The organism is Gammaproteobacteria bacterium (genome assembly GCA_019911805.1).
In the GTDB taxonomy this organism is placed as follows: Bacteria; Pseudomonadota; Gammaproteobacteria; order Thiohalobacterales; family Thiohalobacteraceae; genus JAHJQQ01.
In genome coordinates, this window is sequence record JAIOJV010000054.1 from 1 (window position 1) to 26,738 (window position 26,738).

Here is a 26,738-nt window from a genome sequence, read left to right on the forward strand (position 1 = left end):
CTCGTACGTGGTTTCCTTGTTCAGCTCGACGGTCAGGTCGACCACGGACACGTTGGAGGTCGGGACACGGAAGGCCATGCCGGTGAGCTTCTTGTTCAGCTCGGGGATGACCTTGCCGACGGCCTTGGCGGCGCCGGTGGACGACGGAATGATGTTTTCCAGGATACCGCGGCCGCCGCGCCAGTCCTTGGCGGAGGGACCGTCGACGGTCTTCTGGGTGGCGGTGGCGGCATGCACGGTGCTCATCAGGCCGCGCTTGATGCCGAAGTTGTCATGCAGCACCTTGGCGACCGGGGCCAGGCAGTTGGTGGTGCAGCTGGCGGCCGAGACGATGGCCTCACCGGCGTACTTGGCGTGGTTGACGCCGTACACGAACATCGGGGTGTCGTCCTTGGACGGGGCGGACTGCACGACCTTCTTGGCGCCGGCGGCGATGTGCTTCTCGCAGGTCTCCTTGGTGAGGAACAGGCCGGTGGCCTCGATGACCAGATCGGCGCCGATCTCACCCCACTTCAGCTCGGCCGGGTCCTTCACAGCGGTCAGGCGGACCTTCTTGCCGTTGACGATCAGGTTGCTGCCCTCGACCTTGATGTCGCCATTGAAGCGGCCATGCACGGAGTCGTACTTGAGCATGTAGCCGAGATAGTCAGGGGCCAGCAGATCGTTGATACCGACGATCTCGATATCCTTGAATTCGGCTTCGTTCACCACCGCGCGGAAAACCATGCGGCCGATACGACCGAAACCATTAATACCGACTTTGATTGCCATGTTTAACTCTCCGTCTTCTGAAGGTAAATTGAACCCTAAAAAACCATTTCAGCCACGGAAACACACGGAAGATATCGAAATACTATACATTTCCGGAGCGACTGTTCACCACCGCACGGGTGATGTGGGCACCTGCATACGGCTTATGACCTGTTCCGTGTTTTCCGTGTCATCCCGTGGCGAACGTGGTTTTATAGGTTGAATCTGTCAGCCAGGCGAGGCCGTCTACAGTACCGACTCCACGGTCTTGACCACGTTCTCCACGGTAAAGCCGAACTCCTTGAACAGCTGACCGGCCGGGGCGGACTCACCGAAACGGTTGATGCCGACGATCTTGCCATTGCAGCCGACATACTTGTACCAGCCGTCGGTCACGCCGGCCTCGACCGCGACACGGCGGCTGACGGCGGCGGGCAGCACGGACTCGCGATAGGCGGTATCCTGGGCGTCGAAGGTGTCGGTCGAGGGCATGGACACGACCCGGATCTTCTTGCCCTTGGCGGCCAGCGCCTCCTGCGCGCCAACGGCCAGCTCGACCTCGGAACCGGTGGCGATGATGATCGCATCCGGCGTACCGTCGCAATCACGCAGTACGTAGCCACCACGGGTGATGGCGGCGATCTGCTCGGGCGTGCGGCTCATGTGCTTCAAGTTCTGGCGCGAGAAGATCAGGCTGCTCGGGCCGGCCTTGCGCTCGATGGCGAACTTCCAGCACACCGCGGATTCGACCGCGTCGCAGGGGCGCCACACCGACATGTTGGGGATCATGCGCAGGGTCGCGGTCTGCTCGACGGGCTGATGGGTCGGACCGTCCTCGCCCAGACCGATGGAGTCGTGGGTATAGACGAAGATGCTCGGCACCTTCATCAGTGCGGCCATGCGCAGGGCGTTACGCGCATACTCGGAGAACATCAGGAAGGTCGCGCCGTAGGCGATGAAACCGCCGTGCAGGGTGATGCCGTTCATGATGGCCGACATACCGAACTCGCGTACGCCGTAGTAGAGGTAGTTGCCGTCGGAGACGGTATTGCTGACGGCCTTGCAGCCTGACCACAGCGTCAGATTGGAACCGGCCAGATCCGCGGAGCCGCCGAGGAATTCCGGCAGCAGCGGTCCATAGCCGTTGAGCGCATTCTGCGAGGCCTTGCGGGTGGCGATGCTCTCGCCCTTGGCGTCTGCGGCAGTAATGAACTCCATGGACTTCGCAGCCCAATCCGCCGGCAGCTCGCCCTGCATGCGGCGCTCGAACTCGGCGGCGAGTTCCGGGTGGGCCTTCTTGTACGCGGCGAATTTGTCAGCCCAGTGCGTCTCGGCCTCGGCGCCCTTCTTCTTGGCATCCCAACCGGCATAGATATCCTGCGGGATCACGAACGGCTCGTGGGTCCAGCCGAGGTTCTCGCGGGTGGCCTTGATCTCGTCCTCACCCAGCGGCGCACCGTGACAGTCGTGGCTGCCGCACAGGTTCGGCGCGCCGTAGCCGATCACGGTCTTGCAGCAGATCATGGTCGGTTTGTCGTTGACGCTCTTGGCCTCCTGGATCGCCTTCTTGATGGCGTCGGCGTTGTGGCCATCGACGTCGCGTACCACGTGCCAGCCATAGGCCTCGAAGCGCTTGGGGGTGTCGTCGGTGAACCAGCCTTCGACGTGGCCGTCGATGGAGATGCCGTTATCGTCGTAGAAGCAGATCAGCTTGCCCAGGCCCAGCGTGCCGGCCAGCGAGCAGGCCTCGTGCGAGATGCCTTCCATGAGACAACCGTCACCCAGGAACACGTAGGTGTAGTGGTCGACGATGTGATGGCCATCACGATTGAACTGCCCGGCCAGTACCTTCTCGGCGATCGCCATGCCGACGGCGTTGGTGACGCCCTGGCCCAGCGGACCAGTGGTGGTCTCGATGCCGGGGGCGTAGCCGTATTCGGGGTGGCCGGGGGTCTTGGAGTGGAGCTGACGGAAGTTCTTGAGCTCTTCCATCGGCAGGTCGTAGCCGGTCAGATGCAAGAGGGAGTAGATCAGCATCGAGCCGTGGCCGTTGGAGAGGACGAAGCGGTCGCGATCATACCACTTGGGATTCTGCGGATTGTGCTTGAGGAAGTCGTTCCACAGCACCTCGGCGATATCCGCCATGCCCATCGGGGCACCGGGATGGCCCGACTTGGCCTTCTGGACGGCGTCCATGCTCAGCGCACGGATGGCATTGGCTAGTTCTTTGCGCGACGGCATTGGTGTCTCCTGTTAAACAATGAATTCGGCAGACCGGTGCAGGGCACCCGGGTCGGGCATCGGGGAGTGGCCAGTGGCCGCGAGCAGCATGAATTCCCCCGCCTGGACGCCGTCCAGGATCATGCCACCAAGAGTGAATTCCACTGGCCCCTGGGTTGAAGCGCTGGGACCCGGGCTCAATGAGCAACAAGCGTCGGTATCGCGTGCAACGTTCAGCAGGCGCATGCACCCGCTCGACCCGTCCCCTCGACGCACCCAAGCCGCCTGGGATTGGGAACAGCGCGGTATTTTCCCTTAGTTGCCGGCGAGGAGCAATAGCGCGTCCGACAACGCCGGTGCGACGCGTCAAGATATGGGCGCGGCGTACCGCCTCATACAGAAACCTTATCGGGGTATACCATTTCCTGGAAGCTGCGTTTTCCACGAACCCACAGGGAAAACACAGACCATCCTGAGGTGCTTCACACAGACACCACCAGATCTGGCAGGGGGTGAACAGCGACCTTATAAATATATTCTGGTTCAGCGCCTTCCGTGTGTTTCCACGGCTGAATCGGTTTTTCAGGTTTATTTATTGTGGCGCCGGTCCGGTGGGAAAGGCAGGATACAGCCCGCCTCACTCTCAGACCACCCTGCGGTATCGCGCTGCACCATCTGCTCGATGGCCTTGAGGAAGTCGCCCTGCAGCCGGGGCAGCACATCGAAGGCCTTCATCAAATAGATGTGCAGTTCGTAGGGTACCGGCTGAGCGAGGGCGGTACGCACCTGGGGTTGAAACGCCCGCCACGCCAGTTCGACCAGGCGCTTGGCCGCGCAGTCGACGAAGATGATCTCCTCGGTATCGATCACCGCCAGATACTGGAGGCTGCGGATCGGCACGAACACATAGCCGAAGTCGCTGCGGGCGAGGAGATGATGGGCACAGTTGTAGATCTCGGCAGGCAGGCGCCGGTGCTGCACCTCGATCGGGTCTTCACGATAGAAGGTCTCGTTATCTGCCATGCCGGCCGCCCTTTCAGGCCACCTTCCATTTGATCGAACATCCCATGCTGGGGATCTGCTCGGCCGGCCCCTGGCCGGTACGGGCGATTTCCACCATCGCCTCGAACAGATCGCGGCGGGCGTCGGGCGGTGCCGCCTCCTTGCGGCTGGCATCGAGCCGACCGCGGTACTGCAACTCCAGCGCGGCGTTGTAGCCGAAGAAGTCGGGCGTACAGACGGCGCCATAGGCCTGGGCCACGGCCTGGGTCTCGTCCAGCAGATACGGGAAGGGAAACTCCATCTCACGGGCGATTTTCTGCATGTTTTCAAACGAATCCTCCGGATAGTCGGATGGATCGTTGGACATGATGGCCACGCTGTGGATGCCGTGGTCGCGCAACTCACGGGTGTCGCGGATGAGCCGGTCGAGCACCGCCTTCACATAGGGGCAGTGGTTGCAGATGAACATCACCAGCAGACCCTGCTCGCCGCGGCAGCCGTCCCGCGTCCAAACCTTGCCGTCCACACCGGGCAGGGCGAAATCGATGGCCGGCCGACCGAAATCACAGACTGGGGGTTGCAGACTCGCCATTGCAGCTACTCCTCGTGGGGTTTTTCATCGTCGCCGTCATTGTGAGACCCTGAGTATAAATCGGAATGGCGGCGGCGGCCTCACCTCTCGCGCTGGCGACCCGATGCCAGTACACTACCCGGTCGTCGCAATCGCCACCATTCATCGGGGGAATCCACGCGCATGAGTCAAGACTACCTGTTCACTTCAGAATCCGTGTCCGAAGGCCACCCGGACAAGATGGCCGACCAGATCTCGGACGCCATTCTGGACGCCATCATCGACCAGGATCCCCATGCGCGCGTGGCCTGCGAGACCCTGACCAAGACCGGCATGGTCATACTGGCCGGCGAGATCACCACCCAGGCCAAGGGCATCGAGTACGAAAAGCTCGTGCGCGACGTGGTCAACGATATCGGCTACACCAGCTCCGACACCGGCTTCGACGGCACCACCTGCGCCGTGCTCAATGCGCTCGGCCAGCAGTCCCCCGACATCAACCAGGGTGTGGACCGCGGCGACCGCGAAAACCAGGGTGCCGGCGACCAGGGTCTGATGTTCGGCTACGCGACCAACGAGACCGACGCGCTGATGCCGGCGCCGATCAACTATGCACACCGGCTGGTGCGCCGCCAGGCCGAGGTGCGCAAGAACGGCGAACTCCCGTGGCTACGCCCGGACGCCAAGTCCCAGGTGACTTTCCGCTACGAGAACGGCCGCCCCGTGGGCTGTGATGCCGTGGTGCTGTCCACCCAGCACGCCCCGGACATCGCCGACAAGGATCTGCACGACGCGGTCATGGACGTGATCATCAAGCCGATCCTGCCGGCCGAGTGGCTGCACAAGGACACCCGCTTTCACATCAACCCGACCGGCAAGTTCGTCATCGGCGGTCCGATGGGCGACTGCGGCCTGACCGGGCGTAAGATCATCGTCGACACCTACGGCGGCATGGCCCGTCACGGTGGCGGCGCCTTCTCCGGCAAGGACCCGTCCAAGGTGGACCGTTCGGCTGCCTATGCCAGCCGCTATGTGGCGAAGAACATCGTCGCCGCAGGGCTCGCTGAGCGCTGCGAGATCCAGGTGTCGTATGCCATCGGCGTCGCCGAACCGACCTCGATCAGCATCGAGACCTTCGGCACCAGCAAGGTCGATCAGGCCATGATCGTGAAGCTGGTGCGCGAGCATTTCGATCTGCGCCCCTGGGGCATCATCACCATGCTCGACCTGCTGCGGCCGATCTACCGCCAGACCGCCAGCTACGGCCACTTCGGTCGCGAAGACATCGACCTGCCGTGGGAGCGTACCGACAAGGCCGCGATCCTGCGCGAGGGCGCGGGGCTTTAATAGAGCTTGAACCACTAAGGACACGAAGGACACAAAGAAAAAACTGATTAATGTAAAAACTGAAGCCCTCTTCTTGATACTTCCAAGGGACTCTTTCGGGTTTTTTTACATTCACTGATATTTTGCTTCGTGTCCTTCGTGGTTAAAATTTCAAGACACTGACACCCACCCTCTCTCCGAGGAGCGTTGCAACAGGGTTTTCCCTGCCAGGCTCGGAGCAGAGGCCATCCACAACGGCGCTCGTTCTGTAAAGGAGTCATTTACATGAACGCAGTTACCGATCCGAATTTCACCGACTACAAGGTCGCCGACATCACCCTGGCGGCCTGGGGCCGCAAGGAAATCGCCATCGCCGAGACCGAGATGCCCGGCCTCATGGCGCTACGCGAGGAGTTTGGTCAACAGCAACCACTCAAGGGCGCGCGCATCTCCGGCTCGCTGCACATGACCATTCAGACGGCCGTACTCATCGAGACGCTGGTCAAACTCGGCGCACAAGTGCGCTGGGCCTCGTGCAACATCTACTCCACTCAGGACCACGCCGCCGCGGCCATCGCCGCCGAGGGCATCCCGGTCTTCGCTTGGAAGGGCGAGACCCTGGAGGAATACTGGTGGGCCACCGAGCAGGCGCTGACCTGGCCCGATGGACCCGATGGCAAGCCCAGGGGCCCGAACATGATCCTGGACGATGGCGGTGACGCCACCATGCTCGTCCACAAGGGCGTCGAATACGAGGCTGCCGGCAAGGTGCCGGATGCCAAGCCCGGCGTGAATGAAGAGTGGAAGGTATTCCTCAATCTGCTCAAGAAGAGCCTCGCCAGCAATCCCAAGAAGTGGACGGAGATCGGCCGCGGCATCAAGGGCGTCACCGAAGAGACCACCACCGGCGTACACCGCCTGTACCAGATGCAGGAGCGCGGCGAGCTGCTGTGGCCGGCAATGAACGTCAACGACTCGGTCACCAAGAGCAAATTCGATAATCTGTATGGTTGTCGTGAATCCCTGATCGACGGCATCAAGCGCGCCACCGATGTGATGATCGCCGGCAAGATCTGTGTGGTGCTGGGCTACGGCGATGTCGGCAAGGGCTGCGCCCAAGCCTTCCGCGGCATGGGTGCGACCGTGTGGGTCACCGAAATCGACCCGATCTGTGCGCTGCAGGCGGCGATGGAAGGCTATCGCGTGGTGGCCATGGACAAGGCCTGCGCGGAGGGTGATATCTTCGTCACCACTACCGGCAACGAGAACGTCATCGTCCACGACCACATGGCCGCGATGAAGAACGAGGCCATCGTCTGCAACATCGGCCACTTCGACTCCGAGATCGACATCGCCTCGCTGGAGAAGTATCAGTGGGAGGAGATCAAGCCGCAGGTAGATCACGTCATCTTCCCCGACGGTAAACGGATCATCGTGCTCGCCAAGGGCCGTCTGGTGAACCTCGGCTGCGCCACCGGCCATCCGAGTTTCGTGATGTCGGCCTCCTTCACCAACCAGGTGATGGCGCAGATGGAGCTGTTCAAACAAGGCGACGACTACGAGAAGAAGGTCTACGTGCTGCCGAAGATCCTCGATGAGAAGGTCGCGCACCTGCATCTGAAGAAGATCGGTGTGAATCTGACCAGACTCACACAAGCCCAGGCCGACTACATCGGCGTACCGGTGGATGGCCCGTACAAGCCGGATCACTATCGGTATTGATGTTTATTTGAACCACCAAGACGCGGAGATCGCCGAGAAAGACTGTTTAAACCGCCAAGGGCGCCAAGACGCCAAGGATAATTGATGTAAAAGCAGACCAGCTTTTTCACCTAACATTCTTGGCGTCTTGGCGCCCTTGGCGGTTCAACAAAAAGATTTCTTGGCGCCTTGGCGTCTTGGCGGTTCCCACAATCTTTCTTGGCGCCCTTGGCGGTTCTCCAAAATGCAATCACAACAGAAACTCCCGCGCGTCTTCAGCTTCGAGTTCTTCCCACCCAAAACCGACGAGGGTGCGGAAAAGCTGCGCACCGTGCGCGACGAGCTCGCCGTGCTGAAGCCGCGTTTCTTCTCGGTGACCTTCGGTGCCGGCGGCTCCACCCGCGACCGCACCTTCGACACGGTCACGGAGATCCAGCGCGATTCAGGCATCGATGCCGCCCCGCATCTGTCGTGCATCGGCTCGACCAGGGAGAGTATCCGCGAGATCCTCGCTGCCTATCACGATGCCGGCATCACGCACATCGTCGCCCTGCGTGGTGACATGCCCTCGGGCATGCGCGAGGCCGGCGAGTTCCGCTATGCCAATGAACTGGTGGAATTCATCCGTGCCGAGACCGGCAGGGATTTCCATATCGAGGTCGCCGCCTATCCGGAGTTCCATCCACAGGCATCGAGTGCCGACACGGATCTGCAGAACTTCAAGCGTAAGGTCGCGGCCGGCGCAGACAGTGCCATCACCCAGTATTTCTACAACCCCTACGCCTATTTCCGTTTCGTCGACAGCTGCGAGAAACTCGGTATCGATCTGCCCATCGTGCCGGGGATCATGCCGATCACCAACCATACGCAGCTGGCACGCTTTTCGGATGCCTGCGGTGCGGAGATCCCGCGTTGGATCCGCAAGCGCCTGGAAGGCTTCGGCGACGATAAGGCATCCATCCGAGCCTTCGGCGAAGAGGTGGTATCAGAGATGTGCCAGATTCTGCTCGACCAGGGCGCGCCGGGACTGCATTTCTACACCATGAACACCACCGGGCCGACGATGGCACTGTGGAGGAATCTCGGTCTGGGCGACTGATCGATCCCATTGTGTTAACCACGAAGGACACAAAGGACACGAAGTAATTCCAAGAGAACCTCTAGGCAACCTCTGATTTATCCGTCATTGCGAGCGCAGCGAATAATCTCCAAGCTATTGCTCTGCCGTAGGAGGAGATTGCTTCGCTACGCTCGCAATGACGGTACAAAGAATTTATCAGAGGTTTCCTAATTTATTCGTCCTTTGTGTCCTTTGTGTCCTTTGTGGTTAAGAAGAGAACGATGCCCATCCCACGTATCTATCTGCCCGCAACACTGACGCCCGGCGCTGAGGTCGAGCTGGATGCGCGCGGCGTCGGGCATCTCGTGCGAGTACTGCGGCTGCGGGTCGGCGATGCTGTCACGTTATTTAATGGCGATGGCAACGATTACGCTGCGAAACTGATCGAGACGAGCAAGGTGCAGGCGCGGTGCCGCATCCACACCGCCCGCGTGCGCACCACCGAGTCACCCCTCAGGATCGAACTCGCCCAGGGCATCTCGCGCGGCGAGCGCATGGATTACACCATCCAGAAGGCGGTCGAACTCGGCGTACAACGCATCGTTCCGCTTGCCACCGAACGCAGTCAGGTGAAGCTCAGCGGCGAGCGCGAGGAAAAACGTCGCCGTCATTGGCAAGGGGTCATTCTGCACGCCTGCGAGCAATCCGGCCGCAGCCACATCCCGGACTTGTTACCCGTGCAGAAGCTCGACCAGTGGTTGTCCAGCCGCAGACCTGACGGCCATGCACTGTTCCTCGACCCCGAAGGCGATGTCGGCGTGAGCGACCTGGGCGAACCGGTCGCTGCGGTGAGTCTGCTGGTCGGGCCAGAAGGCGGGCTGAGCCCCACGGAACGGACGCTCGCGGTGCAGGCGGGGTTCCTGCGTCTGCGGCTGGGACCACGGATCCTGCGCACGGAGACCGCAGCCGTGACAGCCATCGCCGCCCTGCAGGGAATCTGGGGGGATCTGAATGGGGGGCGCCTGCGCGCCCCGACGCACGGCCGGCCTTAGAGGAGCCGGTCAGACTTGGGACTGATCTACTGCGCCGGCGGGATAGCGGTCCATTTTCCCGATCCTTCTCGTCAAATAGCTACGGCTATTCTCCTCGAAGGATCGAAAAAATGACCTCGCTCTCCCACCCGGCTCGCTACGATCGCCCAAATCCGACCGGCTCCTAGGAACCGGTCTGGCGTGAATACTCGTGGTACACCTGCGCCACGGCCAGTTCGAGTGCGTCCAGATCTGGAATTACGGCGGCGATGTCCCCGACCTGCACCGTACCGGGGTCACCCGCTCCGCCCTCGACCGACATTTCCTGCAAGGTATCCCCGCTCACCCGCTTGAGCTGCGGGATACCGGCCATCACCACTGCGTAGAAGGATAGCCCGCTGTCAGGCCTGATGCGGTTGATCACGGCGATGCGCGCCTGCACGAGACCGTTGCGGACATCCAGTCCCTGCATGCGGTCGTAGGAGATCAATGGGATATTCAGGCCGCGCCAACTGATAGTGCCGAGCAGCCATTCGGGTGCACCGTCGATTTCGTGCGGCTGCATATAGGGCACGACCTCTGCCACCGCCACGTTCGGCAACAACAGATTGCAGCCCTGCAGCGGGATGATCAGTGTACGTACGGTGTCCTGCAGTGTCGCTTGCATATCCAGTTCCTCTATCCGTTACTTCCGACGCAGCACGGTCAGTGCGCTGCCGCCTGCATTTCGACGTGCTCGACAAGCCGCCGGGCCAGCTCCTCGGGGGTGCCGCTGTAGGTTACGACACCGCGGCCGCGGACGGCGTCCGGCATGCTGCTCATGACACAGCTGTCCGCCGTCTGTGCCCAGACCACACCACCGACTCTGCTGATGCCCTCGGCACCGACGGCACCATCTTCACCCAGACCGCTGAATACGATCGCGCCGGCCTTCTTTCCGTAACAACGCGCCGCCTCTTCCATGACGTCGTCTATACACGGTCGATAGGGTCCGCGGATCGGCTCGTCGCGCAAATCCATGACACCGTCGTCGGTAAGCACGAAGCGATGATCGACGGGTACCAGAACCGCTTCGTATGCCCTTACCCGCCGCCCCGCCTCGGCGGGCATGACCCGCAGCGCCGCCACGCGATCGAGCTGTCCCGCCAGTAACGACACGAAGGGGCGGCCGATATGCTGCGCCACAATGAACCCCGCCGGAATATCGCTCGGCAGGTGACTGAAAAACAGCTTCAGCGCCTGCGGGCCGCCCAGGGATGCGCCCAACACCCACACCATGACCGGCGGTATGTCCACCGCACCACTATCCGGCGATACCTTGTGCAACGCTGGCCTCGTGACCACATCCTCCCGAGGCAGTACCGCCGTTGCAGTGCCCACCTCAGTGGACGCCACTTGTGTCCTGCCTCCGTGCACGCCGGCCAGATCTTCAAGCTTGGCGATCAGCCGTCGGCCCCAACCGTTGTCAATGGGTTGGGCATCCTCGTTGAACAGAATGGGCACCACCGACTGCTCGACGAGCGCTTCGAGCCGGTCCATATCCCGGCTGGTGGCCTCGTCGAGATTCACTAGCAATACGTCGACATCCTCAGTCCCCACCTGCTCCGGCCGGTAGTCACCGATTGCCTGGTCCAGAATCACCTGAACGTCACCGGCCTCGAGCAGTTTTCGTATCTGGCCGCCCTGCGTGTCTCTGGCGGCGATCAAGGCAACTCGCAGCTGGCGCGGCGGCACGTCAGCCATTGCCACTGCGCTCCTTCACCAGCGTATTTATCGTCTCCAGGAGATCACTCTCCTGATAGGGCTTTCCAAGATAACGATCGACACCGATCTCGATTGCCCGCCGACGATGCTTGTCACCCGTGCGCGAGGTGATCATGATGATTGGAATCGAGCGCAGGCGCTCCTCGTTACGTACGTGCGTCGCAAGTTCGAAACCGTCCATGCGGGGCATCTCAATATCCAAAAGCATGACGTCAGGCAGGTGCTCCTGCAGCTTCGCAACGGCATCCACGCCGTCCTTGGCAGTGATGACCTGCATACCGTTACGCTCGAGCAGGCGGGTCGTGACCTTGCGCACGGTAATGGAATCATCGACCACCATGGCCAAGGGCTGCCGTGCTTCCGGATGCACCGCGTCCGCCAAGGCACGTTCCATGGTTGCGCTGACGCCCCCTGAGCGCAGCAGGCCGCCGAGATCCAAGATCAACACCACGCGACCATCGCCAAGAATAGTGGCGCCAGAGATACCACGCACACTGCTGATCTGCGGCCCTACCGATTTGACTACCGTCTCGCGGCTGCCAAGCAAGCCTTCGACCTGAAGTGCCATGCGATGATCACCGGAACGCACCAGCAGCACAGGCAGGCGTCTGGTAGTCGTGTCTACCATCACGCCATGCCCCAACATCTCGCCAAGATTATGGACCGGATAGCTGTAACCGGCATAGTCGAAGCGTGCCGACGTATCACTGAGATAACCCGATAACTCGTCACCGCGCATGCGCACGATGCCCTCGATGCCGGTCAGTGGGATCGCGTAGATTTCTTCGTGCACCTGCACCAGCAGTGCCTGGCTGATGGCCAGCGTGAAAGGCAGGCGGATGGTGAAAGTCGTACCCGCGCCCTGCTTGGAATCGATATGCAAAGACCCGCCCAGCTGCTTGACTTCGCTGTTGACTACGTCCATACCGACACCACGACCAGCAACCTGGGAGACCTGTTCAGCGGTACTGAAGCCGGTTTCGAGCACGAACTGCATCACGTCGGAATCGCTCACCGCTGCATCAGCAGCGATCAGCCCACGCTCACATGCCTTACGACGGATCGCAGCGATATTCATACCGCTGCCATCATCAGCGAGGCGGATCACGACTTCCGAGCCGTCGCGGTAGAGGCCGACCTTGATGACGCCCGAGGGCTTCTTACCAGCCGCTATGCGCTGCTCAGGAGTCTCGATACCATGCGCCATCGCATTACGCAGCATGTGTTCGATAGGGGCGATGATGCGATCGATCACCGTGCGGTCCATCTCGCCATCGGCACCCTCGAGCACCAGTTCCGCACGCTTACCAAGCTCTTGTGCCGCTTGTCTCACGATACGGCGCATACGCGGTGCCAGTCCTGCGAATGGCACCATGCGGGTGTGCATCAACCCCTCTTGCAGCTCGGTGTTGACACGGGACTGTTGCAGAAGCAGCGTTTCTGATTCGCGCGTGATGTTGTCCATCAGGCCCTGGATACTGACAAGGTCGCTGATACTCTCCAGCATGGAGCGCGACAGTTGCTGCAGGTGCGAGTAGCGATCCATCTCCAAGGGATCGAAGTCCTCCTCTGCCGACGCGAGCTCACGCTCGTAACGGAACAGCACCTGGGCCTCCGTCTCCATCTCAAGCTTGCGTAGCTGATCACGAATACGGTCGACGGTCTGACCGAGCTCTGACAGATTGAAGCGCATGCTGCCGATCTGCTGCTCGAGCCGTGACCGGTAGATATTGATCTCGCCTGCGAAATTCACCATATTGTCCAGCAGATCAGCACGCACGCGCACGAGCTCCTGCTGGCTGCGTGCCACGGCCGGTTGCTCATCGAACGCCGACTCGACCGTGGCGATCGCAGGCGGTGCGAATACCGTGCCCGGCTCTGACGGCTCCCTGGTCTCCGGCACGGGCGCCACCACGGCGTGCGCATGGGTCGTGTCAGGAGCAGGTGCTTCGCCACGACGCAAGGCCTCGAGTCGCTCGATCACAGCAGTGGCTGCCTGCAGCGGCTGGCAGGCGTGTACCGCTTCGAGCATGTGCACCAGCCGATCCTGGGCCACCAGCAGTGTGTCGAACAGATCTGTGGATGGACTCACCAGGCCGTCGACTACAGCGATCAACAGTGACTCCAGTGCGTGACTCAAATCACCGACAGCGGCGATGCCGGCCATACGTGCACCACCCTTCAAGGTATGCAGATGCCGCTGGAGTTCCGTTATCGGTGCCGGATCGCCCGGCGCCTCGACCCATTTGTGTAGCGCAGCATCGCTGGCAGCCAGGATTTCCTCACCTTCATCAAGGAAGACATCGATCAGGTCCTGATCTTCTCTTTCGTAATCGACTCCCTGCACCCCATCATCCGCGAATCCCATACCGTCGGGCTCTACACTGCCTGTCGCTGTCACAGTAGACGGTGTGGTGGCAATCCCGGGCCCGCTCGATTGCGGCACATCAGCACCCGGGTCGACGCCTGGCGATGAATCCACCTCTGCCATCGTGGTGCTGGACGCCTCGAACAGCGGAGATGACGCGGCAAATGGGTCCGCAAACGAGTCCTCTGTAGTGTGGCTGAATGGATCTACATCACCCACATCCTCCAGTACGAGTTCTTCTAACCCCGTATCTTTGGTCTCATCATCGCGCGGGGCGACGTCCGGCCCTTCCGTTTCGAGCGGCTGAAATTCCTCGATCTCGACACCGTTATCCTCGACCGCGAATGCATCTTCGATTACCTCAGCGACGTTCGCAGTCGGCAGGGCCTCGGGCGACAATACTGCTTCATCGACTGCCGCCACATGAAGCAAAAGATCATCTAACTTCTGGATAACGGTCGCATACTCGGGGGGATCGGCATCGTCATGCTGCAGACACACCACCAGACTCTCGATGACCCCCATGGCCTGTCCGATCAACTCCGCGCCCATAGCCGACAGTGGCCGATCCTCCCTGCGCAATGCCTTGACGTAGCGTTCAATGGCATTGGCCACATCGGCGATGGCCCCTGCCCCAGCCATGCGGGCGCTACCGTGCAAGGTGTGCAGCGCCCGCAAGAGTGCGTCTGTCACATAACACTCGTGGCTCGCAACTCCGCAGCCACTGAGGAAGGACTGCACGGTTCCCACATGGTCGCGCGACTCATTGCTGAAGATTTCATAAAGTACCGAATCGATTCTCGAGTCATCCCTCGGCAACTCAGCCAACACTTGGCCGGACACCTCTGTGACAAGAGGCTCATCAGCGGTGGCTTCGTCACTATCCAATACGACGGACACGATCGATTCCGCTTCTTCAGCAATATGTAACGGGGTATCGAGCGCAGTGAGTGCATCGGGCGAAACCGTCTCCCCCCGACTGCAGGCCTGAGCAAGGTCAGCCAAGGCCTCCACCGGCGCAGCCGTTCCCGAGCCGTCGCGGATCTGGGCAATCAGTTCCGGGAGTGCCCGTGCGGCACCTTCGAGCAACGCCGAGATCCCGGCACAGCGAGGGGCCGCACCATCGATGACACGGTTGAGCATATTTTCGAATGCCCACGCGAATTCGCCGACGCGCATGGCACCGACCAGACGACCGCTACCTTTCAGCGTATGGAACGAACGCCGCATACCGGTCAGCGCGTCCCGATCTTCCTCATTGCTCAGCCACCGGGAGAGGAACTCCCTGATGTTGGTCAGTTCTTCCTCTGACTCCTCGATAAAGATCTCGAGAATCTCGGCGTCGATGTCCTCGCTCAGGGCCTGAGGAATCTCGGCGGCGATAGTAGATGGAATGGGCGCTGCATCGGCATCGGCTTCTGTTCGTTCGAAAGACGCATCCACAGCGGGCGGCGGCGGGGTCGGTTCGCTATCACCCCACTGGGACGACGTCGATTCTACAAATGGATCGACGAGCTCGACAGCATCCATCTCCACGGCAATCCCTTCGCCGGTCGAGTCTGCATCGACCTGCTCCACACCTTCGGCAACGAGGGATTCCTCCTGTGCTTCATTGACATCGTAGCCATCGTCTTCGATGGGAGGTACATCCTGCAAGACCGGGTTTTCATTGAACTGCTGACCGGACTCCGGCTGGTCACCTGCATCCTCCATCTCGCCCGCGACAGAGGGTAGTGCAACAGGCTGTAGCAAGCCACGGTCCAACTGCTCAAGGCTTCGCTCTGCGGCATCGAGGATAGTCTGGCCGAACAGCCGTCCTTCGCGTAAACCTTCCAAATAGTATTCAATGCTGGAAACGGTATCGGCAAGTGCATCAAATGCAGATTGGTCAGGTGGCACCCCGACCCCGATAATACGGTCTGCCACATAGCCACGTAGTGTATCGATGATCGCTGCTGCACGCTGTTCACCCAGCAGTAACAATCCTCCGCTGATCTGGTGGAAAAGCCGGGAAGCCTGCTCCAGCAGATCAAAGTCGCTTTCATTTTCCATGAAGGCAAGGATGGAATCCTTGGCTTGGGTGATATCGCGTATGCCCTCGTCCGCCACCGCCATTCTGAGCTGATGGAATTCTCCATCGGGAAGGGCGGGGCCACCTTCCTCTTGGGTTGCGGCAGGCGCGAGAGCCCCATCCCTAGCAAGCATATCCATTGATGATTCAATGGAAATCAGTGCAGTGGCGACGTCCATCAATACATGGTCATCTGCCTCGCACCCGTCCGTCTCCATGGCGGCCATCGCATCGGCCTGAGCCTGCGCGATATCGCGCAGCGCCCCGAGTCCGAGCATACCGAGCGTATCCGTGACCTGCCGCAGCGTTTGAATTGCAGGCTGCAGGGCCGTGACCGCCTTGCCACCACCACGCTGGAAGATATCCACCACATCCTTGACGCGCGCAAGATCCTCCTTCATGGCTGCCGAAACTGTTGCCATCAGCTCAGCATTGTGACCGGACAGGCTGACCCCGGCCCGCTCCATCTCCGACTGATCCGGGAGCAGCGCACCCAGCCGATATACATTCTTGATCTGTGTGACAGGCTCACCCCCATCGCGCGCCTGTGCAATGTAGAACAGCAGGTTCTTGAGTAGATCCCGTGGTGCGTCCGCGGCAAGCACGGCCTCACCCTCGTCGATGAGTCGTTTGATCTGACGATCCGTCTGACCGAGCAACAGCTTGGTACTCATGCCCGCTTCCAGCCAGCTATGCTGTAATGCAACCACCACACCTTCGGCCGCCCACCACAGGCGCCGCAGCGGTTCCGTCGCACTGGCTTTACGCAGATTGAACAACACCTGACGAAGCCGGTCGAGGTTGGCTTCCGTATCCTTGCCTCTGAACCAGCCGAGCAGCGCCAGTTGATAGGAGTGGCGCTGATTGCGTGCCAACGACTGGACATCCTCCCCGGTTGATGTCGTCTGTAGCTCTTCGGGGAGGGGTGCATTGAGATCAGGCGTGAATAAAGAACTTTCAGACAACAGGTTCTGGCCACGAATGGCCCGCAGGTCGTTCAGCAGCGGCAGCAGCACCAGCGGGATGTCACGGTGCCCCGTAATCAGACGTTCCAGATAATCGGGCAGCTGTAGAATCCCACGCATGACAAGTTCATAGGCTTCCTGCCTCTGCGCCACAGAATCCGTAACCAAGGCCTCGACCACATGCTCCATCTCCTCAGCCAGCAGCGCTGCGCCGTACAGCTCCACCATCCGCAGCGTGCCATGTACTTGATGCAGATGGACTGCACAAAAACGCAGTTGTGCGTCGTCGGCCGGTGTTTCCACATAGGCTTCGAGCGCCTGACGCGCCTGTTTCAGTGTCGTATCGAGCTCCTGCTTCACCCATTTGACGGTGCTGTAGTCGATGGCTTCGTTCATTGTCATCCCTTATACGTTCCCAGCCGAGGCGGAACAGCGACGGTAGGCGAGCGTCCCCTCGAAGCGAATGCGCTCGAACTCCGGATGTGACCAGCAGGGCATATCCCCAGGCCCCAAAACCAGGGCCCCGCCAGGCGTCAATCTCTCCGCCAGATCTTGCAGCAGCTGCAGGCGCCGCTCCCGCGAAAAGTAGATGAGCATGTTCTGGCAGTAGATCAGATCCAGATCACGCAAGGGGAGGCGTCTCAGCTGCATCACGTTGACCCGGGAAAAGCACACGCGACGGTGCAGGTGATCGACGATCTTGTACGCCGCATCATCAAGACGGTGGAAATAGCGGTCCCGCAGGGCTGCTGGAATGTTGTTCAGACGCCGTCCGCGGTAGATACCCTGGCGCCCGACATCTAGTGAAGGCTGACTGATATCCGTTGCGGTAATCCCGAACGGTACCTGCCCCTGGTTTCGCCCCAGGTACTCGTCAACCAGGATCGCCAACGAATAAGGCTCTTCGCCGGTTGAGCACCCCAGACTCCAGGCATGAAAACCGCGACTGCAGCCGGTATTGCGCGTGAGGAAGTCGGGCAGGATATCAGCGGTCAGCAGTTGTAGCGACGGGGCATGCCGGAAGAAGGACGTTTCATGTACGGTAAGGCGATCCATCAGCCTCGACCACGCCTGAGACCATTCGGGCCCCGTGGTCAACAGCCGGTAGTAGCCGTCATAATCCTTCGCGTCGGTCTCGCGGATACAGGCGCGCAACCCGTTCATCATGAAAGACCTGCGCTCAGGCGGAATAGTTATGCCGAGGCGTTGCTCTATCAACTTCACCCATTTCTGCATCCGGGCATCATCGAGCCCCGGTAGCTGGTCCGTTAAGGTACTCCAGGCATGTTGCGCCGCTGGGCATCCCACGATTCATCGCTCCATCACCGGTCGGACAGGTGCACGTCAGTCGGGCAACTTGAAGCCGGCAACGGTGCGACGCAGGTCGTTGGACAGCTCCGTCAGGTTACCGATGGATGCGGCCGTCTCGTTGGTGCCGGCATTCGTCTGTGTAGTAATTTCCTGAATAACATTCATAGTCGACGAAATTTCGACAGCCGCCTTGGATTGCTGCGCAGCCGACACCGAAATCGTTTCGATGAGTTCGGCGAGATGGGTCGACACACTCACAATCTCGTCCAGGGCGTCGCCAGCATCCTCCGCCAGACCAGCCCCATTGACCACACCCGCAGTACTCTGCTCCATCGAGATAACCGCTTCGTTGGTGTCCGTCTGAATGGCTTTGACCAGTGCCTCGATCTGCTTGGTGGCATTGGACGACCGCTCTGCAAGGCGCTGCACTTCATCGGCAACCACCGCAAAACCACGACCTGCTTCACCGGCCATAGCCGCCTGAATAGCTGCATTCAAGGCCAGGATGTTGGTCTGTTCCGCGATATCATTGATCAGCTCCACGATATCGCCAATCTCCTGTGAGGACTCGCCCAGTCGCTTGATACGCTTGGAGGTCTCCTGAATCTGTTCACGGATCGAATCCATGCCGTCAATGGTACGACGCACGGCCTTGCCGCCCTTGTTCGCGATGGCCACGGACTTGTGCGCAACCCCGGCCGATTCCTTGGCGTTCTGAGACACTTCGGAAATGGATACCGCCATTTCGTTGATGGCAGTGCTCGCCGTGGTGATCTCTGCAGCCTGGTTCTCGCTCGCCTCGGCCAACTTGATCGCGGTCGACTTCGTCTGTTCGGCAGCGGCCGACACCTGCCCTGATATCGTATTGATGGTCTCCACCACGTCCCGCAGGGCGTCGATGGTGAAGTTCACGGAATCCGCGATGGCGCCGGTGATATCTTCAGTCACGGTTGCGTAACAGGTCAGGTCGCCGTCGGCCAGGTTCCCCATCTCATCGAGTACCCGCAGAATGGCTGCTTGATTACGCTTATTGATGGTCTCAGCCGCTTCGCGGCGGCTGTCGGCATCGCGCTTCAGCGAAATACCGAGGAGCACCAGGCAGGCCAGTGCAATGGTACCGAAGACATACGCAAGCTGGTTTTTGATGAACCGCTGCGTCGGTGCCCGGGCATAGCTGTTCTGCAATGCGAGGGTAGCGGTAAACAACTCATCCGACATGCGCGACGCATTATTGGCCGCTGCCTGGACACCCAGCAGATCTGCGGAGTTGTCCAACATTTCGCCAACATAATCGCTTACGGAGCTGAACAGCATCGCGATCTCGCGCAGCTTGGTCTCCGCCTCAGGATCTTTGATTGCCTGCACATTAGTGCCGCCGCGGATCTGATCTTCCAGGACCTGCCCGAACTCCTCGGTATCCTTGGCAAATTGCTCGGTCGCCACGGCGGCATCGTTGCCGGCAAGCACCTTGTTCAGGTTATTGACGATGCGCTGTGAAAGCATCAACTGCCGACTGGCGATCCGTACCTGTTCCTGACTGACCCCTTTTTTCACCAGCATGCGCACGACATCTTCATAGTGATTGAGCAGCTGCGGCATGAACTCATTGATTACGGCAGCCGTCTCCCTGACCGACAGCACGAGCTGCTTACCATTCAGCACAGCATCCACCGAGGTACGGAAGGAGCTCCATTTGGCAGCAGCGTCATCCAGTACCACCAGCGTCTCGCCGCGGGTCGGCGGCAGGCCGGTTTCAGCATTGCCCTCGCGCATGTAGCCCAGCAACTGACTGAAGCGCTCACGGTATTTGACGACCTGATCAAAGGCCACTTCTTCACCGCTGGACGCCTCGAGTGCATATTTTGCGATCTGCTGTGACAGGACCTGCTGCTCGCCCGCGTAGCCGATGTATTCCTTGTCAAAACCCGCCAGGCGTCCCATGTACCAGAACACGGCAAACATGAGGCCGGCGGAGACCAATAATCCGCCGATCAGATATCCGACGCTCTTGCCCGCGCCCCGTCTTTCGGAAGCAGCTTTCGCTGTGCTCATCACCCTGTCTCCTGATCCTTGAATACTTTTTGAACCCTTTTATAACGTACTTATGCAAGTTACCGGCCAACTCGGTGGACGGCGGAAGACTTGCCCCCCTTGCGCCCCGCTCAGACGGCCACCTGCAGAAACTGTGGCGTCTCCGCGAGCCTTTTCAGGCTGAAGACCCCCCAATGGTCATCACCCGATTGGAATCCGTGCAGCAGATAGGCCGCCAAGCTGGCATCGCCACCCGGCAGGTCTTCCGTCCGCTGTTCGGGAAAGAAGTGCTTGAGCCCGAGGACCTCGTCGACGACCAGGCCGGAAAAGACGCCTTTGTGGTTGACCACGAGCACGCGGCTGAGCCGCCCCGACACCACCCCGCGGCCCTGCTGGAGATAGCTTTGCAGGTCCATGATGGGCAGAAGATTTCCGCGAATATTGGCGATGCCCCGTACCCACTCTTTCGTCCCCGGCACCTTGGACATTCCGGGATAGGTCAGGATCTCTGTCACATGATCCAGGGGCGCAACCAACCGATGCTCGCCGAGACGGAATGCGATGCCCAGCCACTCCTCCCGGATCTCGATCTGCCGCGGCAATCCATGCGCATGTTCGCGGCAACGTACCTCCAGCTCGCGGAGCAGCTGCAAAGATCTGTTTTGTGGCGCAGAAGTCATTAGCGTCGTCTCCCTGACAAAGATGCATGCTGTGTCATCAACCGCCCAAGGCGCTCTTCACTTTACTGATGAGATCGGCCTCGGCAATCGGCTTGGTAATGTAGTCGGTCGCACCCTGGCGCATACCCCAGACACGATCAGTCTCCTGATCCTTGGTGGTACAGATGATTACCGGGATGGAGGAGGTCTCCGTGCCCTTGGTCAACTGGCGTGTCGCCTGGAAGCCGTTCAGGCCCGGCATCACGACATCCATCAGCACGAGATCGGGTTTCTGAGCCTTGGCAATCTCTATACCCTCTTCACCGCTCGCCGCAGTCAGTGTTTGAAAACCATTATTCTCCAGCATGTTCTTCAACACATGCATCTCAGTGGGAGAATCATCCACAATCAGAACGCGGGTCATCGGTCAGCTCCTTCATTCAACTTGCATATACGTCCCCACCGGATGCATCTCCCGACGAGGGGTTTCCACGTTATCGCCCGGCTCACTGAAAGATTGATTTGGCGCAAGGCACTCAGTTGTCTGTCAATGATGGCTTTCTCCGGACCCCACCCGATCCACTGCCGTGGACACAGTCAATCTCGCTGGACATGCCGCTTGATTGCACCGAGCAACTCCTCTTTCGCAAAGGGCTTGGTGAGATACTCTTCTGAGCCCACGATCCGACCACGCGCACGGTCGAACAACCCATCCTTGGACGACAGCATCACAACGGGCGTACTTTTAAAGGACTGGTTGTGCTTGATCAGTGCGCAGGTCTGGTAGCCGTCGAGGCGCGGCATCATGATGTCGACGAAGATGATGTCGGGCTTGTGGTCCGCGATCTTCGCCAGCGCCTCGAAACCGTCGGTCGCCGTGATGACCTCGCAGCCGGCCTTCTTGAGCAAGGTCTCCGCCGTCCTGCGGATGGTCTTTGAATCATCGATGACCATGACCTTGATGCCGGCCAAGTCGTCGACATCCTGACTCTCCATGTCCCGACCCACGTCGTCCCCGGCGGACTCGGCTCCAGCATTTGAAGATAAAATGTTTTGCATAACGACAGGTTATCTCTTACTGTTGGCTGTTAGCGGTGCTTATCCGTAAACTATGCAGGCGCCAATATTCTTACGCTCAGCGAGTTCGGAAATCCTCCCCACCCCACTCCACCTTAGGCTGGCAACCCTATAAGACCACGAGAGTTGTCCCTCGGGCGCCCATTTACTTTAGAATTGCCGTCTCCACCCGTTCCCTTTAGCGTCATTGGAACAGCAAACTTTATGCCGGTTGAACAGTTACACACCGTACCCCACCTCACCACCGCCCTCAGCGGACCGTTGCAGCAAATCGAATCTCTGCTGCTGACCGAGCAGGCCCGGATCGAAGCCTGGTTGCGCGCGGAGTGGCGCAAGACGCCGGCACCGCTCTACGCCTCGGTGGACCTGCGCAATGCCGGCTTCAAGCTGGCGCCAGTGGACACCAATCTGTTCCCAGCCGGCTTCAACAACCTGAACCCGGCCTTCCTGCCGCTGTGCGTACACGCCATGCAGGCCAAGATCGAGCAGATCTGCGAGACGGCGAGCAATATCCTGCTGATCCCCGAGGATCACACCCGCAACCCCTTTTATATGGAAAGTCTGGCCACCCTGCGCGACATCATCCTCACCGCTGGTTATCAGGTACGGATCGGGTCGTTGCGACCGGACCTGAAGGCCGTTGAGACGGTGGAATTGCCATCCGGCCGGTCCATCAAGCTGGAGCCGCTGATCCGTCGTGAGCGGCGTGTAGGCGTGGCCGACTACGACGCCTGCCTGGTAATTCTCAATAACGACCTGATGAGCGGTATCCCCGAGCAGTTGCGCGACATTGAACAGCACATGGTGCCGCCACCCGGACTCGGTTGGTCAACCCGCCTGAAGTCCGGCCATTTCCGCCACTACAACAATGTCGCCAATGAATTCGCCAAGCTGCTCGAGATCGATCCCTGGTTCATCAATCCACTGTTTCGCAACTGTGGCGAACTCGACTTCAAGAAACGCGAAGGTGAGGACTGTCTGGTACGCAACGTCGATACGTTGCTGGCAAGCGTGCAGGAAAAATACGACGAGTACGGTATCGACAAACCACCCTTCGTGATTATCAAGGCGGATGCCGGTACCTATGGTATGGGCATCATCACCGTCAGCAGTACCGACGAGGTGCGCCGTCTGAACCGCAAGCAGCGCACCAAGATGGCCGCCATGAAGGGAGGCACCAGCGTGAGCAAGGTCATTCTGCAGGAAGGCGTCTACACCTTCGAGACCTGGGGCCAGCAAGAGGCGGTGGCGGAGCCTGTGGTGTACATGATCGACCACTTCGTGGTCGGGGGCTTCTACCGGGTGCACACCGAACGCAACATCAATGAAAATCTCAATGCGCCGGGTATGCATTTTCAGCCGCTGGCCTTCGTGGAGCCCTGCAACACACCGGACCGCAGCCGCGCACCCGATGCGGAGCCGAACCGCTTCTATGCCTATGGTGTGCTGGCCCGCCTGGCCGTGTTGGCAGCGGCACGAGAGCTGGCCGAACACAATGCCCAATGAATTTTAAAGTCCATTGTCCATGACCCGGCTGGCCATGCTCATGGACCCCATCGGGTCCATCAATATCAAGAAAGACAGCAGTTTCGCCATGCTGCTGGCTGCCCAGCGCCGCGGCTGGGAGTTGCTGTACCTGGAACAATCCGACCTGTTCCTGCGCGACGGGCGTGTTTTCGCCCAGCTGCGGCGATTGCACGTCCAGGATGACCCCAAGGGCTGGTATACGCTCGAAGACGCGCACACCGAGCCCCTCAACGGGGTCGACATCCTGCTCATGCGCAAGGATCCACCGTTCGACATGGAGTACATCTACACCACCCACATGCTCGACCGCGCCGAGGCCGAGGGTGTGCTGGTGGTGAACCGGCCGGCCAGTCTGCGCGACTGTAATGAGAAGCTCTATACGGCCTGGTTCCCTGAGTGCTGCGCACCGACACTGGTCACGCGCCGCCAGGAGCAGCTACGCGAATTTCTTGCCGAGCACAACACGATCGTGATGAAACCGCTGGACGGTATGGGCGGTGCATCGATCTTTCGCATCCGCACTGATGACCCCAATTCAGGCGTGATATTCGAGACGCTCACGGGCCACGGCCGACGCTTCGCCATGGCCCAACGCTTCATCCCGGAGATCAGCGCGGGCGACAAGCGCATCCTGATGATCAACGGCGAGCCCGTCCCCTATGCACTGGCACGCATCCCGATGGAAGGTGAATTCCGCGGCAATCTGGCCGCCGGCGCGCGTGGCGAGGGTGTGGAACTCTCGGCACGCGACCGCTGGATCTGCGCGCGCGTCGGACCGGCCCTGCGTGACAAGGGGCTGTACTTCGTTGGCCTCGACGTCATCGGCGATTATCTCACCGAGATCAACGTCACCAGCCCCACGTGCATCCGCGAACTGGACGCCCTCTATGGCCTGGATATCGCCGGCCAGTTGCTGGACTGCCTCGCCGCCCGCTTGCTACGGGCCTGAAGGGTTGCCGATGCCGACTCGTCGCCTATCCCCATATCTGCTACTCCTGCTCGGTCTGGCGACCGCGGGCCTGCTGGCCCAAGGCTGCGCACGCCAGCCGGACGCCGTGCAGGAACAACAGTTCATCGCCTTCGGCACCCTGGTGGACGTGAGTGTCTACGGGGTCGATGCCGAACTGGCCCAACGGGCGTTCACCGACCTTGAACAACGCTTCGCTCAGTGGCATCACGACTGGCACGCCTGGGAGCCGGGGCCCCTGGTCGACCTCAATACCGCCCTGGAGACCACAGGTGAGGCCGAGGTGCCGGCCGTGATCCTGCCGCTGATCGCGCCCGCACAGGACCTCTCTGCGCGCAGCAACGGTCTGTTCGACCCCGCGATCGGTGGCCTGCTGGCCCTGTGGGGGTTCCAGAGCGATGCTCCGCCGCAGGCGCCGCCCGCGGCGGCGGCGATCACGGCGGAACTCGCCAAGCGGCCGCGCATGAGCGATCTGCGCCTTGAGGACGACCGCCTGATCACCACCAACCGTGCCGTGAAGCTGGATTTTGGGGCCTTCGCCAAAGGCGTGGCGGTGGATCGGGCGATCGAGCACCTGCGCGAGCTTGGTATCGACAACGCCATCGTCAACGCCGGCGGCGACCTGCGCGCTATCGGTCGCCGCGGCACCCGCGCCTGGCGGATCGGGGTACGCAATCCCCGCGGCCCCGGTGTGCTCGCGGTGATCGAGGCGCAGGGCGACGAAAGTATCTTCACCTCGGGCGACTACGAACGCGGCTTCGACTACCAGGGCCGCCACTACCACCACATCCTGGATCCACGCACCGGCTATCCGGCCGCGGGCGCGCGTTCCGTCACGGTCATCTATCCGGACGCCGCGACGGCCGACGCCGCGGCCACCGCCCTGCTGGTGGCCGGCGCCAAGGACTGGCTGGAAGTGGCCCGCAATTTGCAGCTTCGCTGGGTGATGCTGGTCGACGGCGAGGGCGTGGTGCACATGACCCCGGCGATGGCGGAGCGGGTACACATCGAGCTCGATCCACCACCCCTGATCGAGCTCAGCGAGGCCCCCTGAATGCGCGGCTGGCTGACGGGGGCCGACGGCGTGCTGCTGGTTGCGGCGATCGCACTGATCGGCTGGCTGTATGTAAGCGTCTGGGGGCCTTCCTCCATGCCGCTGGAGATCGAGATCTGGAGCCAGGGCGAGCGTGTGGAGCAGTTGCCACTGGCGGAGGACCGTATCCTGGACATACGCGGGGCGATGGGTACCAGCCGTATCGAGATCAAGGATGGCCAGGCGCGCTTCGTGGCCTCTCCCTGCACGAACAAGCTCTGCATCCTGCACGGCTGGCAGCGGCACGCCGGGGAGACCACGGCCTGCGTACCCAACCGGGTGAGCCTGCGCATCCTCGGCCGCGATGCCCGCTACGATGCAATCAATTTCTGATCAAGGGAGGATCGCGATCCCCCTGGAACGGCACATGCAAGTAACCACTACCCGAGAGGATTATCGGATTGCCTGGCTCACCGCCCTGGCGGTGGCCATCCATCTGGTCGAGGCGACCCTGCCCAGCCCCCTGCCGGGGATCAAACCGGGGCTGGCCAACGTCATCACCATCGTCGTGCTGTTGCGCTTCGGCTGGGGCAGCGCGGCCTGGGTAAGCCTGTTGCGGATCCTGGTCAGCAGCTTGCTGCTAGGCACCTTCCTGTCACCGACCTTCGTCCTGAGCCTGGGCGGGGCGACGGCCAGCATCGCGGTACTGTGGGTCGCCAGCCGTCGCTGGACCCCCGCTTTCGGGCCGCTCGGTCTCAGTGTCCTGGCCGCACTGGCGCACATGAGCGGACAATTCGGACTGGCCTTCGCGCTGTTCATTCCCCATCCCGGGCTGCTGCATCTGCTGCCGGTACTGTTGACGGCTGCACTCCTGTTCGGCATCACCAGCGGTATAATCGCGCGTATGATGTTGCAGGGATTACCGGAGAACACGCCATGACCGTGGCCCACTCGCGCCTGGCCTATACCGATGGCGGTGACCGCCTGGTAGTCAGTGTGCTGCTCGCCGCGGCCCTGCATGCCCTGATCATTCTCGGCATCTCCTTCACCCCCGAGATCGCTGACCGACCCGATAAAAATCCGCCAGCACTCGACATCACCCTCGTGCACAAGCGCGACACCCCGCCACCCGACGAGGCTGATTATCTGGCCCAGACCAGCCAGGACGGTGGCGGCAACACGACGGAAAAGGTCCGCGCCCAGATGGCCCAGCAAGAACAGGCTGCCAGCGCGGCACCGCCCGAGCCGGCAGCGGCCGCGCCGGCGGAGCTGAGCCGGGCCACCGCGGACCGCCGGGTGCACAC

22 protein-coding genes and 1 riboswitch are annotated in these 26,738 nt (G+C 60.9%); of the genes, 10 read left to right on the plus strand and 12 right to left on the minus strand.

All coding sequences use genetic code 11. The features are described 5' to 3' along the window. The 4 genes from K8I04_06630 to K8I04_06645 form a co-directional block, all read right to left on the minus strand. On the minus strand, positions 1 to 771 hold a 771-nt coding region (locus tag K8I04_06630), incomplete at its 3' end, for a glyceraldehyde-3-phosphate dehydrogenase (GenBank protein ID MBZ0071385.1). Positions 772 to 996: 225 nt separating this feature from the next. Continuing rightward, positions 997 to 2,991 carry a transketolase gene (gene tkt, locus K8I04_06635; GenBank protein MBZ0071386.1) on the minus strand — a complete coding sequence of 665 codons (1,995 nt, stop codon included), beginning with the start codon at positions 2,989 to 2,991 and terminating at the stop codon, positions 997 to 999. A 567-nt stretch (positions 2,992 to 3,558) separates the two neighbouring features. After that, a complete protein-coding gene (locus K8I04_06640) occupies positions 3,559 to 3,993 on the minus strand; it encodes a hypothetical protein (protein MBZ0071387.1) in 435 nt (144 codons plus the stop codon). Positions 3,994 to 4,006: 13 nt separating this feature from the next. After that, a complete protein-coding gene (locus tag K8I04_06645; GenBank protein ID MBZ0071388.1) occupies positions 4,007 to 4,564 on the minus strand; it encodes a thioredoxin family protein in 558 nt (185 codons plus the stop codon). Between the two features lie 162 nt (positions 4,565 to 4,726). Between K8I04_06645 and metK the strand changes: the two genes are divergently transcribed. From metK to K8I04_06665, 4 genes are all read left to right on the plus strand, one after another. After that, on the plus strand, positions 4,727 to 5,890 hold the full coding sequence (metK, locus tag K8I04_06650; protein ID MBZ0071389.1) for a methionine adenosyltransferase: 1,164 nt from the start codon (positions 4,727 to 4,729) through the stop codon (positions 5,888 to 5,890). Positions 5,891 to 6,062: 172 nt separating this feature from the next. Then, positions 6,063 to 6,139: riboswitch (S-adenosyl-L-homocysteine riboswitch) on the plus strand. Positions 6,140 to 6,154: 15 nt separating this feature from the next. Then, entirely contained in the window at positions 6,155 to 7,591 is a 1,437-nt protein-coding gene (ahcY, locus tag K8I04_06655; protein MBZ0071390.1) for an adenosylhomocysteinase, read from the plus strand. 223 nt (positions 7,592 to 7,814) lie between these two features. Further along, positions 7,815 to 8,669, plus strand: coding sequence for a methylenetetrahydrofolate reductase [NAD(P)H] (gene metF, locus K8I04_06660; GenBank protein MBZ0071391.1), 855 nt, complete (start codon positions 7,815 to 7,817; stop codon positions 8,667 to 8,669). Positions 8,670 to 8,911: 242 nt separating this feature from the next. Next, positions 8,912 to 9,682, plus strand: coding sequence for a 16S rRNA (uracil(1498)-N(3))-methyltransferase (locus K8I04_06665; GenBank protein MBZ0071392.1), 771 nt, complete (start codon positions 8,912 to 8,914; stop codon positions 9,680 to 9,682). 163 nt (positions 9,683 to 9,845) lie between these two features. Here K8I04_06665 and K8I04_06670 read toward each other — a convergent pair whose 3' ends face one another. The 8 genes from K8I04_06670 to pilG all read right to left on the minus strand — a co-directional run bounded on the left by K8I04_06670 (position 9,846) and on the right by pilG (position 21,826). Next, positions 9,846 to 10,328: a chemotaxis protein CheW gene (locus K8I04_06670; GenBank protein ID MBZ0071393.1), complete on the minus strand. Its 483-nt coding sequence runs from the start codon at positions 10,326 to 10,328 to the stop codon at positions 9,846 to 9,848. Positions 10,329 to 10,366: 38 nt separating this feature from the next. Next, complete coding sequence (locus K8I04_06675) at positions 10,367 to 11,404, minus strand: chemotaxis protein CheB (protein ID MBZ0071394.1); 1,038 nt, start codon at positions 11,402 to 11,404, stop codon at positions 10,367 to 10,369. Continuing rightward, positions 11,397 to 17,225 carry an Hpt domain-containing protein gene (locus K8I04_06680; GenBank protein MBZ0071395.1) on the minus strand — a complete coding sequence of 1,943 codons (5,829 nt, stop codon included), beginning with the start codon at positions 17,223 to 17,225 and terminating at the stop codon, positions 11,397 to 11,399. The genes K8I04_06675 and K8I04_06680 overlap by 8 nt, the downstream gene beginning before the upstream one ends. Before the next feature lie 9 nt (positions 17,226 to 17,234). After that, a complete protein-coding gene (locus K8I04_06685; GenBank protein MBZ0071396.1) occupies positions 17,235 to 18,065 on the minus strand; it encodes a protein-glutamate O-methyltransferase CheR in 831 nt (276 codons plus the stop codon). A gap of 108 nt (positions 18,066 to 18,173) precedes the next feature. Further along, positions 18,174 to 20,192 carry a methyl-accepting chemotaxis protein gene (locus K8I04_06690; protein ID MBZ0071397.1) on the minus strand — a complete coding sequence of 673 codons (2,019 nt, stop codon included), beginning with the start codon at positions 20,190 to 20,192 and terminating at the stop codon, positions 18,174 to 18,176. A 110-nt stretch (positions 20,193 to 20,302) separates the two neighbouring features. Beyond that, complete coding sequence (locus K8I04_06695) at positions 20,303 to 20,773, minus strand: chemotaxis protein CheW (protein ID MBZ0071398.1); 471 nt, start codon at positions 20,771 to 20,773, stop codon at positions 20,303 to 20,305. A 115-nt stretch (positions 20,774 to 20,888) separates the two neighbouring features. Further along, positions 20,889 to 21,254 carry a response regulator gene (locus tag K8I04_06700; protein MBZ0071399.1) on the minus strand — a complete coding sequence of 122 codons (366 nt, stop codon included), beginning with the start codon at positions 21,252 to 21,254 and terminating at the stop codon, positions 20,889 to 20,891. A 173-nt stretch (positions 21,255 to 21,427) separates the two neighbouring features. Continuing rightward, a complete protein-coding gene (pilG, locus tag K8I04_06705; GenBank protein ID MBZ0071400.1) occupies positions 21,428 to 21,826 on the minus strand; it encodes a twitching motility response regulator PilG in 399 nt (132 codons plus the stop codon). Between the two features lie 285 nt (positions 21,827 to 22,111). On the opposite strand from pilG, the gene gshA reads away from it, so the two are divergent. The 6 genes from gshA to K8I04_06735 form a co-directional block, all read left to right on the plus strand. Further along, positions 22,112 to 23,413 (plus strand): glutamate--cysteine ligase, encoded by a 1,302-nt coding sequence (gshA, locus tag K8I04_06710; protein MBZ0071401.1) that lies wholly within the window; start codon positions 22,112 to 22,114, stop codon positions 23,411 to 23,413. 19 nt (positions 23,414 to 23,432) lie between these two features. Then, entirely contained in the window at positions 23,433 to 24,383 is a 951-nt protein-coding gene (gene gshB, locus K8I04_06715) for a glutathione synthase (protein ID MBZ0071402.1), read from the plus strand. Positions 24,384 to 24,393: 10 nt separating this feature from the next. Next, entirely contained in the window at positions 24,394 to 25,455 is a 1,062-nt protein-coding gene (locus K8I04_06720) for an FAD:protein FMN transferase (protein MBZ0071403.1), read from the plus strand. Beyond that, positions 25,456 to 25,827 carry a NusG domain II-containing protein gene (locus tag K8I04_06725; GenBank protein ID MBZ0071404.1) on the plus strand — a complete coding sequence of 124 codons (372 nt, stop codon included), beginning with the start codon at positions 25,456 to 25,458 and terminating at the stop codon, positions 25,825 to 25,827. 34 nt (positions 25,828 to 25,861) lie between these two features. Beyond that, positions 25,862 to 26,374 (plus strand): Gx transporter family protein, encoded by a 513-nt coding sequence (locus K8I04_06730; GenBank protein ID MBZ0071405.1) that lies wholly within the window; start codon positions 25,862 to 25,864, stop codon positions 26,372 to 26,374. Further along, a partial coding sequence (locus K8I04_06735) for a hypothetical protein (GenBank protein MBZ0071406.1) occupies positions 26,371 to 26,738 on the plus strand: 368 nt, incomplete at its 3' end. The genes K8I04_06730 and K8I04_06735, both read left to right, overlap by 4 nt.